8 protein-coding genes are annotated in these 10095 nt (G+C 69.6%); 3 read left to right on the top strand and 5 right to left on the bottom strand.

The genetic code is table 11. The annotated features are described in order from the left end of the window. From VF697_RS23515 to VF697_RS23505, 3 genes are all read left to right on the top strand, one after another. Positions 1–442: ABC transporter permease (locus VF697_RS23515; RefSeq protein ID WP_331098610.1), on the top strand; the 442-nt coding region annotated here is incomplete at its 5' end. Between the two features lie 101 nt (positions 443–543). Further along, entirely contained in the window at positions 544–2178 is a 1635-nt protein-coding gene (locus VF697_RS23510) for a serine/threonine-protein kinase (protein WP_331098608.1), read from the top strand. Positions 2179–2221: 43 nt separating this feature from the next. Continuing rightward, positions 2222–3373 (top strand): serine hydrolase domain-containing protein, encoded by a 1152-nt coding sequence (locus VF697_RS23505; protein WP_331098606.1) that lies wholly within the window; start codon positions 2222–2224, stop codon positions 3371–3373. Position 3374: 1 nt separating this feature from the next. Here the strand turns inward: VF697_RS23505 and VF697_RS23500 are convergent, their stop codons facing one another. From VF697_RS23500 to VF697_RS23480, 5 genes are all read right to left on the bottom strand, one after another. After that, entirely contained in the window at positions 3375–4619 is a 1245-nt protein-coding gene (locus VF697_RS23500) for a GAF domain-containing sensor histidine kinase (RefSeq protein WP_331098604.1), read from the bottom strand. A 48-nt stretch (positions 4620–4667) separates the two neighbouring features. Beyond that, positions 4668–5072: a hypothetical protein gene (locus tag VF697_RS23495; RefSeq protein WP_331098602.1), complete on the bottom strand. Its 405-nt coding sequence runs from the start codon at positions 5070–5072 to the stop codon at positions 4668–4670. Positions 5073–5203: 131 nt separating this feature from the next. After that, complete coding sequence (locus VF697_RS23490; protein ID WP_331098600.1) at positions 5204–6511, bottom strand: NCS2 family permease; 1308 nt, start codon at positions 6509–6511, stop codon at positions 5204–5206. A 40-nt stretch (positions 6512–6551) separates the two neighbouring features. Further along, positions 6552–8171 (bottom strand): ATP-binding protein, encoded by a 1620-nt coding sequence (locus VF697_RS23485; protein ID WP_331098598.1) that lies wholly within the window; start codon positions 8169–8171, stop codon positions 6552–6554. Between the two features lie 171 nt (positions 8172–8342). Further along, positions 8343–9605, bottom strand: a complete 1263-nt coding sequence (locus VF697_RS23480; RefSeq protein ID WP_331098596.1) for a discoidin domain-containing protein — start codon at positions 9603–9605, stop codon at positions 8343–8345. Positions 9606–10095 lie beyond the last annotated feature (490 nt).

Genomic DNA, 10095 nt, shown 5'->3' with positions numbered 1-10095 from the left:
CGGCGGGGCCATGGTACGCGGGCTGATGGTGGGCGGGCTCACCTGGGCGGTGGCCATGCTCTTCACCGGCTTCCACCTGGAGCACGCGCCCGCCACGCTCGTCTTCCTGCTGCTGTCCTCCTACACCTTCAGCGTGCTGGGCATCCTCGCGGCGGTGTGGGCCGAGAAGTTCGAGCAGATCAACTTCTTCCCCACCTTCGTCATGCTGCCCCTCACCTTCCTGGGCGGCATCTTCTACTCGGTGCGCGAGCTGCCCTCGCCCTGGAACCACATCAGCCTCTTCAACCCCATGGTCTATATGGTGGAGGGGCTGCGCTACGGGATGCTGGGCATCAGCGGCTTCTCCCCCCTGCTGGGCAGCGGCATCCTCCTGGCCGTGGCGGTGGTGGCCACCGGCGTGGCCTGGGTCGCGTTGCGCTCCGGTTACAAACTGAAAGCGTGAGTGCGGTTCGCTCGGCGGCTCGCCTGCCCTCCGACGCCTGATTCAGGAGTCAAGCGGCGGACATTCGCGGATTCTAGGAACTCGGGTTATCGTACCGCGTCATGGCCGTTCCCTTCGGCAAGTACCAGCTTTTACGCAAGATTGCCTCCGGCGGAATGGGTCAGGTCTTCCTGGCACTCGAGCAGGGCTCGGGCATCGAGCGGCTCGTGGTCCTCAAGCTGATCCTCCCCCACCTGTCCGAGGACGAGGAGTTCCTCGCGATGTTCCTGGAGGAGGCGCGGCTGGTGGCCCGGCTGGGGCACCCCAACCTCATCACCATCCTGGAGCTGACGGAGATCGATGGCCGGCACTGTCTGGCCATGGAGTACGTCCAGGGGGATGACGTGCGGCGGATGGACAAGTTCGCGCGCACGCAGGGCAAGCCGCTGCCGGTGGGGCTGGCGCTGCGCATCATCGCGGAGGCGGCGGCGGGGCTGGACTACGCGCACCAGGCGCGCGACGCGCAGGGCAAGCCGCTGAGGCTGGTGCACCGGGACGTGTCGCCGCAGAACATCCTGGTGGGCTTCGACGGGGGTGTGAAGGTCATCGACTTCGGCGTGGCGAAGGCGGCGGGCAGCGCCTCGCACACGGCCACCGGGGTGCTCAAGGGCAAGTATCCCTACATGTCGCCGGAGCAGGCCAATGGCCAGCCGGTGGACGGGCGCAGCGACCTGTTCGCCCTGGGCGTGGTGCTGTGGGAGCTGCTCACGAGCCGGCGCCTCTTCAAGGGCGAGTCGGACCTGATGACGCTGCGGCTGGTGCGTGACTGCCAGGTGCCGCCGCCCTCGCAGCTCAACCCCAAGCTGCCCCCGGGCCTGGACGAGCTGGTGCTCAAGGCGCTGGCGCCCAACCCCGAGGCGCGCTACCCGGGCTGCGCGGCCTTCCGGCTGGCCATCGAGGACTACATCCTCCAGTACCGGCTGCCGGCCAGCAACGCGCACCTGTCGGCCTGGCTGCGGGACGTGTACGCCGAGCGCATCGCGCGCGAGTCGGATCCGGTCAACCTGGATCAGCTGGCCGAGGACACGGACCTGGACTCGAAGTCCAACCCGTCGCGCAGCAGCGTCCGCTCGCTCTCGCAGCGGCCCGTGCCGCCGCCACCGCCTCCTCCCTCCTCGACGGGTACCCCCGTCGTCCCGCCACCCCGGTACGTGCCGGTCGGCAACGGCAAGCACACGGTGACGATGGTGCCGGCGGACACCGCGGTGTCGCGGCGCTTTCCGGTGGTGCCCGTGCTGGCCGGCGTGGGAGCGCTGCTGCTCGGCGCGGGGGCCGCGGTCATCTTCCTGCGCCAACCCCCGGTCGAGCCCGTCGCGCCACCCGTGACGCAAACCCAGCCCGTGGTGCGCGCCCAGCCCGAGCCGATACGAGTCGTTGAGCAGCCGAAGCAGCCGGAGCGGGCCTCGGAGCCGCAACCGGTGACGCTCAAGGTGGTCACGGAGCCGGCGGGCGCGGTGGTGGTGATCGACGGGAAGCCGCACGGTGCGCCGACGCCGACGGAGCTGCCGCTCGTGCCGGATGCGCCGCCGGTGACGCTGGCGCTGAAGCTGGACGGCTACGAGCCGGTGTCTCGGCAGGTGTCCGCCGGGGACGCGCCCGCGGTCTCGGTGAAGCTCACGCGCAAGCCCGTGGAGCAGCGGCCGCGCCGCAACACCACCAACCCGGCGCCGTCCCTGGGCATCAAGACGGATCGCTGAGGAGGGACAACGCCGGGCGCGCTGCTGTATCGATGCCGGTCCCATGACCGACCATTCCCTCGCGACCGCCGCCCTCCTCGCCTCCTTCGCCCTGCTCCTCGGGTGCGCCGGAGCCACGTCGAGCACCCGCGCGCCCCTCTCTGTGGACCTGCGCGCCGTGGACCCGCTCTTCGCCGCCTATGACAGCCCGGAGGGCCCCGGCGCCAGTGTCGTCGTGATTCACCAGGGGCAGGTGGTCCTCAGCCGCGCCTGGGGACTGGCGGACCTCGACGCGCGCACGCGCGCCACGCCGGAGACCCAGTACCGACTGGCCTCGCTCACCAAGCAGTTCACGGCCATGGCCACCCTGCTCCTCGTCGAGGAGGGCAGGCTCCGTTACGACGACCGCGTGGTGGACGTGCTCCCCGGCTTCCCCGCGTACCTGCGCGAGGTGCGCGTCCGCCACCTGCTCCAGCACACCTCGGGCATCTGGGACTACGAGGCCTTCGTCCCGGACACGCAGACGGTGCAGGTGAAGGACCGCGACGTCCTCGGGCTCCTGTCCCGCGCCGACCGCACGTACTTCCCGCCCGGGACCGCGGTGCGCTACAGCAACTCCGGCTACGCGGTGCTCGCCCTCCTCGTGGAGCACGTCGGGGGCATGCCCTTCGCCCGGTTCCTCCACGAGCGCATCTTCACGCCGCTCGGCATGCGCTCGACGGTCGCCCACGAGGAGGGCATCTCCACCGTGGCCCGGCGCGCCTACGGCTATGTCGCCGACGCGAACGGCTTCCGCCCGAGGGACCAGAGCCCCACCAGCGCCGTGCTGGGAGATGGCGGCATCTACTCGTCCGTGGCGGAGCTGGTGGCCTGGGACGCGGCGCTGGATGCGCACACGCTCGTCCCCGAGGCCACCCAGCGGCTCGCGTGGACGCCGGCGACGCTGCCGGATGGCACGTCCTCGCGCTATGGGTTCGGCTGGTTCCTCGACGAGGACGCGGGACGGGTGCGCCTGTCGCACCACGGCGAGACGTGTGGCTTCACCAACGCCATCGTGAAGTACCCGGAGCAGCGGCTCACGGTCATCGTCCTGACGAATCGCGCTGGCGGAGAGCCCTGGAGGCTCGCGCAACGGCTCGCGGACCTGTGGCTCCCCCCGAGCGCACCCGTCGCGACGCGCGCGTGGCCCTTCGAGACCCTGCCCAACGCGCGTTGAGCTACCCCTCTTCGACCAACGGCAGGGCCACCACGAAGAGCGCCCCCTTGCCCGGCTCGGACTGCACCGTCAGCGTGCCCCCATGGGCCTCGGCGATGCTCCGGACGAGATACAGCCCGAGCCCCAGCCCCTTGGACTTGGGCCCCTTGGAGAAGCGCTCGAAGAGCCGAGGCAGCAGCTCCGGGGGGATGCCGGGCCCCTGGTCCTTCACCGACAGCAAGGCCCATGTCCCGTCCTGGCGCTGCTGGCGGTTGACGTCGACAATCACCGGCAGCCCCGCCGGGGAGTGCTTCTGCGCGTTGGCCACCAGGTTCTCAAGCGCTTGACGGAGGCGATTGGGATCCGCATCCACCACCAATTCCGGCGTGCCGGTGAGCTGGACCTCCCTGCCGGGCGTGGTGGCCAGCCGGGCCACTTCCTCGGCGATCGCCACCAGGTCCGTCGGATACCGCGTGAGGGAGAAGAGGCCCTGCTCCAGCCGCCCCACGTCCATGAGGTCGGAGATGAGCCGTCCGAGTGCCTTGAGCGACTGCTCTGCCGCCTCGGCGTCACGCAGGTACTCCGAGGCCCGCTCGCGGGCCGCGCGCCGGTGGATGAGCTCCAGGCGCATCCGGATGGGGATGAGATGGTTGCCCATGTCATGCGCCAGGATGGTGATGAGCTCCTCGGCGGCGGCCCGGCGCCCCTGGGCCACGGCGGCCTTCGTCACGGCCTCGACGAGCTCGACCCGGTGGGCCACCGCGCCCACCCACCGGGCGACCGTCTCGATGAAGCGCACGTCATCGGCGGTGAAGAAGTCCGGTTTGCTGGACACGATGTCGAGCACCCCCCGCCGCTCCCCACCGACTTCGATGAGGACCCCGATGTGCGAGCGAACGCCGAGCTGGTGTTTGACGCCCGGCAGCTCCTCGGGATCCTCGTCCTGGCGGTTGTGGTGAAACGTCTTTCCCGTCTGGAACACCTCCACGGACCGCCCCCCATTGGCGAGCGGAAGGCGATCCAACCCCAGGGCCTTCTGCTTCCTGCTCATCGGGGTGTCACTCGTCCCGACGGCGACGATGGTGGTGGAGGAGGGCTCGAAGAGGAAGACGTCGACCTTGTCGGCCAGGGTGAGCTCGAGGACGCACTGGGCGGCCTGGTTCATCGCCGTCTGCGTGTCCGCGGGGGGAATCTCCAGCAGCTTCTCGAGGGCCTGGAGGATCCGGTCTCGTCGCTCGGGGGTCCTTTCCGTCATCTCGGTGGCCATGACTGCACCATGGCCATCCTCGAAACCCGGGGCCTTTGGACTCGGGAACTATGGAGTCTGGCGGCTCTTGGGCGCGAGCACCTCGATGGAGGTCGCGACGCGGACGCCGCCTTCGCTGCGGAAGTGGGTGCGGACGGGCGTGCCCTCCCGAAGCTGCTCGAGTGCCAGCGCCTGCCGCTGTCCCTCCTGGCGGATGGGCACCGCGTCCTCGTCCTTCAAGACGACCTGCACCAGCGGCGCCTTCCGGCCCACGTCGAGTGTGAGGACGTTGCCAGTGGCTCCCTTCACCGTGCCTTGAATGGAGCCGCCCGCCTGGTCGGTGAACTGATCCCCGGGAGTGGCCTGCTCCGCGGCGGCCTTCAACTCCGGGGGCGTGGGGTCCTCGGCGGCCCGGGCCCCCAGGGCGAACGTGGCCAGGGTGAGCCCGGCGGCGAGTACGGTCCGTGAGCGCATGAGCGCCTCCTGGGGCCAAAGGTGCGCCCGCCGCCCGGACTCCGACAACACACGCCCGCTCCCTCGTACCTCGGGCAGCCGAGAGCGACGGGGCCCTCCAGGCGCTCCTTACAGCCGCGGTCCAAGGGGGCTCAGGCGCCTCCGCTCGTGGCGTAGTGCAACACCAGCAGCGCCGCCAGCACGTACACCACCGGGTGCGCCTCGCGCGGACGCCCCGACAGCAGCTTCAGCGCCGCGTAGGACACGATGCCCGCGCTGATGCCGTTCGCGATGGAGTACGTGAAGGGCATCAGCGCGATGGTCAGGAAGCCCGGCAGCGCCTCATCCATCCGGCCCCACTCCAGCTCGCGCGCCCCGCCCATCATCAGCGCGCCCACCACCACCAGCACCGGCGCCGTGGCCACGGGAGGAATCGCCGCCAACGTCGGCACGAAGAAGAGCGAGAGCAGGAGGAGCCCCGACACCACCACCGCCGTCAGCCCCGTGCGCCCGCCCTCCTCCACCCCCGCCGCCGACTCGATGTAGCAAGTCACCGCGCTGGTGCCGAACACCGCGCCCGCCGTCGTGCCCACCGCGTCCGCCAGGAAGCCCCGACCCGCTCCGGGCAGCTCCCCCTTCGGCGTCAGGAAGCCGCCCAGGCGTCCCACGCCCAGCAACGTGCCCGCCGTGTCGAACACGTCCACGAACAGGAACGTCAACATCACCGTGAGGAACTTCCCCGTCAGCACCTGCGAGAAGTCGAAGGCCCAGAACGTCTCGCGCGGCAGGCTCGGCACGCTCACGAAGGTCTCCGGCGCCTTGGCCAGCCCCAGCGTCCACGCCGCCACGGCCACCGCCGTGATGCCCATCAACAGGGCGCCCTTCACCTTGCGCGCCGCCAGCGCCCCGATGAGCACCAGCCCCGCCAGCGAGAGCAGCGGCATCGGCGCGTGCAGCACGCCGAGTTGCACCAGCGTGGCCGGGCTGTCCACCACCAGGCCCGCGTTCTTCAGCCCGATGAGCGCCAGGAACAGGCCGATGCCCGTGGTGGTCGCCAGCTTGATGGGCCCCGGAATGGCCTGGAGGATGACCGTGCGGATGCCGCCGTAGGACAGCACGATGAACAGCAGGCCCTCGAGAAACACCGCCGTCAGCGCGAAGCGCCAGTCCACGCCCAGCCCCTTCACCACGCCATAGGTGAAGTAGGCGTTGAGCCCCATGCCCGGCGCCGCCGCGAAGGGGAAGTTCGCATACAGCCCCATCAGCAGCGTGGCGATCGCCGCCGCCAGCGCCGTGGCCACCGTCACATCCGCCACCGGCATCCCCGCCTCGGAGAGGATCTGCGGGTTGACGAGCAGGATGTAGGCCATGGTCAGGAACGTCACCAGGCCCGCGCGCAGCTCCGTCCCGATGGACGAGCCTCGCTCACGGATGCGGAAGAAACGCTCGAGGGCTTCCATGGGGCGCCATATAGACGCCCGCTCGGCCCCCACCCAACCTTTATGTGGTGTACCGGGGCGGCGCCTGCGCCACCAGCGAGCGGATGACTTCCGGCTCGAACGGCTTGTCGATGCGCGGCACGGACACGGACTGCAGGAACTCCCGCGCGCGCTCGGTGAAGCCGCCCCCCGTCATGAAGACGAAGCGCGACAGGCACTCGGACCCCTTCTCCGCCAGCCGCGCGTGCAGGTCCATGCCCGTCATGTCGCCCATCATCAGGTCGCAGAACACCCGGTCGAAGTTGTCGTCCCGCTCCAGCAGCGTCAGCGCCTCGCGGCCGCTCTGCAGCACGATCACCTCGTGCACCCGGCCGAGGATGCGGCGCATCACCGAGCCGATGCCCGGCTCGTCGTCGACGACCAGCACCCGCTTGCGGGCCTGCACGTCCGCCACGGTGCGCGCCGGCGCTGGCGTGGCGGTGACGTCCGTCTCGCTCATCGGCAGCACCACCCGGAACGTGCTGCCCCGGCCCGGCTCGCTCTCCACCCCCATCTCGCCGCCCATCGTGTGGATGAGTCCCTGGCAGATGGACAGCCCCAGCCCCGTGCCCTCGCCCTGGGCCTTGGTGGTGAAGAAGGGCTCGAAGATGCGCGACATCACCTCGGGGGTCATCCCCTTGCCGGTGTCGCGCACCTCCACGACGACCCGCGTCCCCTCGAGCCGCGTCACCAGCGTGACACGGTGGTTGAGCGGATCCCCCTCGGGAATGGCCTGCGCCGCGTTGATGAGCAGGTTGAGGAACACCTGACCCAGCTTCGCCTCGTTGGCCCGCACCGCCGGCACCTTGCCGAGCTGCCGCTCCACCTGGGCCTTGTGGCGCAGGTGCGGCATCGCGAGCGTCAGGCTGAACTCCAGCGCCGCGTGGACGTCCACCGGCACCAGCCGCGTCTCGTCCGCGCGCGCCAGCGTCCGCAGGTCCTTCACGATCGTATGGATGCGCTCGGCGCCCCGGCGCGCCTCCTCCAGCGCCTGGAGCGTCTCCCGCAGCCGCTCGGACGCCGGCCCGTCCATCTCGCGCGACAGCAGCGCGATCTGCTCGACCGCCACGTGCAGATTGCCCGAGACGAAGGCCAGCGGGTTGTTGATCTCATGCCCCACCCCGGCCGCCAGCTGCCCGACCACCGCGAGCTTCTCCGACTGGGCCAGCCGCCCCTTCACCGCGTTCAGCTCTCCCTGGTGCTGCCGCGCCCGGGCCTCGGCCTCCAGGCGCACCGAGTGCTCCTGCACCAGCAGCGCGTCCCGCTCCCGCTCGCTGCGCTTGGTATTGGTGATGTCCACGAAGCGCGACAGGACGCCGTCCTGGAAGCGCACCATCGTGGAGCGGATGAAGTACTCTCCCTTGGAGAAGGGCACCTCCATCACGCACGGCTCCCCGGTCTCCACGATGGGGAGGTAGCGGGCGAACCAGGAGGGGCCCGAGGCCAACGACGTGATCCGCCGCCCCTCGAGCGTGCCGAACGAGGGGTTCAACAGGCGATCCGCCGAGGCGTTGACGAAGACGAACTCGAAGTCGACGATCGTGCCTGACTCGTCGCGCACGGCTCGCGCCACGATGCACCCATCCGGGCTCGATCGCTCCAGTTCAATGAGCGAGCGCAGCAGCGGATCAATCTCCGACAAGGGCCCAGCGGGCGCGACTACGGCAGGAGTGACGGCAGGCATCGACAGACCCCCAGTGTACCCTCACCCGTGCACGGGTGACGAGGGGGGTTGGGGGTTTCAACAGAAAAAAGGCGCGGGGAGCCACACTCCCCGCGCCCGATGCTTCACCCACCGTGGGGGGTTCGCGGGCTATTCGGCGATCTCACGCACGCTCAGCCACTTGAAGTCCACATCCGAGGCGCTGTCCCAGCGGAAGGTGGCCAGGGGACCGCCCCAGGTGATGGGCATGGCGTCCACGGCACCGCCGCAGTTGGTGGAGTTGCCGCCAATCTGCCCGTAGTCCAGGGTGTCGTAGACCTTCTTCCACGTCACCTTGTCCGCGTTCTCGTTGAGCCACATCTCCAGCTTCACCGCGAGCTTGCCGTTGTAGGTGGTGTTCTTGATGATGGACTTGAAGCCCACCCAGCGGCCCTTGAGCGCGCTGGTGCCCGTCTGGTAGGCGGTCTGGTCGTAGCTCACGTGCCAGGACTCCTTCTGCCAGCGCACGCGGCCGTCGTAGTGAAGGCTGCCCTTGTACGAGGAGCCCTCGCACGCCAGGTCGTCGTTGTGACGGCCACCGCGGGCGTACCAGGCGAAGTTGTCGCTCGCGTCACTGACGGTGTTCACCTTGATGAAGCCCGTCATCTCCACGTTCTTCCAGTCGTTGGGCGACTGCATGTAGCCGCGGCTGGCCAGGACGTCCCGGTCATACGTGGGAATCTTGCTCGCGTCGTACCCGGTGGAGGTGCGCGCGTGCATGCGCACCTGGGTGCTCTTCATCTTCCAGGAGCCGTCCGCGTTGCGCGTGATGGTGTCCTGCGGGTCGAAGCGCTTGTCGCTCAGCGCCTCGGCCTGGAGGGACCACGTCTCGCCGCCCACCTTCGTCGGGTAGAGCATCGTGACGCCGAAGACGTCCCTGCCCGTCGCGGGCGCCGGAGCCGGGATAGGCGTCGGGGTAGGCGTGGGCGTGGGCGTCGGAGTGGGCGTTGGCGTCGGCGCCGTCCCGGCGATGGCGGCAAGCTCGGAGATGCTCGCCCAGGTGTTCAGGGTGTTGCCGTCCACCGTCACGCGCACATAGCGGGCGCTCTTGGCGGGGAAGGAGTAGCGCTCGGCGGAGGCCGTCCGACCGGAGGAGGTGCCCGAGAATGCCGGGCTGAAGGTCTTGCCGTCCGTGGAGGTGGAGATGGCGAAGCGGCTGGCGCGCTGGTTTCCCAGGTACCAGGCGATGTCCAGCGCGGTGAGGGACTTCACCGCACCCAGGTCCCCCTGGAGCCACTGACCGCGTCCATCCGAGGACCAGCGGCTGGTCAGGTTGCCGTCGATTGCCTTGGCCGGCGTGTTGCCGTCGTTTCCACTCGCGGTAGCGGAGACGAAGCCGCCAGCCGCCAGCGCCTGGGAGGCGCCGAGGGTCACGAGAGAGAGAAGCCCCAAGGGCAGCCGTGTGCGGCGGGAAGTGGTCCGAATCAAGTTATTGCTTCCTTTGGGTGGGAGGGATCGGCGCGCCCGGAAGGAATTCCCGGTCCACCCTATCCCTGGTGTCGGGCAGCAAACACCTGAAGCTCAAATCAATTCCAACCAATTTCCGTGGAATTTCAAGGCCTTCCAGGGCGCAGCCCTCCCTGAGAGGTCTCATCGGACGGATGGACCTCCACTCGGGTGGCCAGCGCTCGACCCGGGGAGGGGCATGCGTCGGCTGCTCGCCTGCCGACCTCGTGGCTCGGAAGGGTGCATGCCGGATAACAAGTCACCTCCCCCCTGCCCAGACACGGCCAGGCCTGGGAGCGGTGCGCTGGCCGCTCGGAGGGCTGGGGTGACAGGAGAGGCGCGCGAGTGTGCGCTTCCAGTCACCATCCCCCGCTCCCAAATTTAGACAGCCCCCCTCCACCCACAGGGGGGCCCACAG

Origin of the sequence: Archangium sp. (assembly GCF_036388035.1) — a bacterium.
Classification (GTDB): Bacteria; Myxococcota; Myxococcia; order Myxococcales; family Myxococcaceae; genus Archangium.
The sequence above is the reverse complement of the archived record's forward strand: the minus strand, read 5'-3'. Positions and strand labels throughout refer to the sequence as shown.

Excerpts from the sequence above, each read along its gene's own strand:
- VF697_RS23510 (WP_331098608.1), top strand. The coding sequence starts at position 544 with ATGGCCGTTCCCTTCGGCAAGTACCAGCTTTTACGCAAGATTGCCTCC.
- VF697_RS23505 (WP_331098606.1), top strand. The coding sequence starts at position 2,222 with ATGACCGACCATTCCCTCGCGACCGCCGCCCTCCTCGCCTCCTTCGCC.
- VF697_RS23500 (WP_331098604.1), bottom strand. The coding sequence starts at position 4,619 with ATGGCCACCGAGATGACGGAAAGGACCCCCGAGCGACGAGACCGGATC.
- VF697_RS23495 (WP_331098602.1), bottom strand. The coding sequence starts at position 5,072 with ATGCGCTCACGGACCGTACTCGCCGCCGGGCTCACCCTGGCCACGTTC.
- VF697_RS23490 (WP_331098600.1), bottom strand. The coding sequence starts at position 6,511 with ATGGAAGCCCTCGAGCGTTTCTTCCGCATCCGTGAGCGAGGCTCGTCC.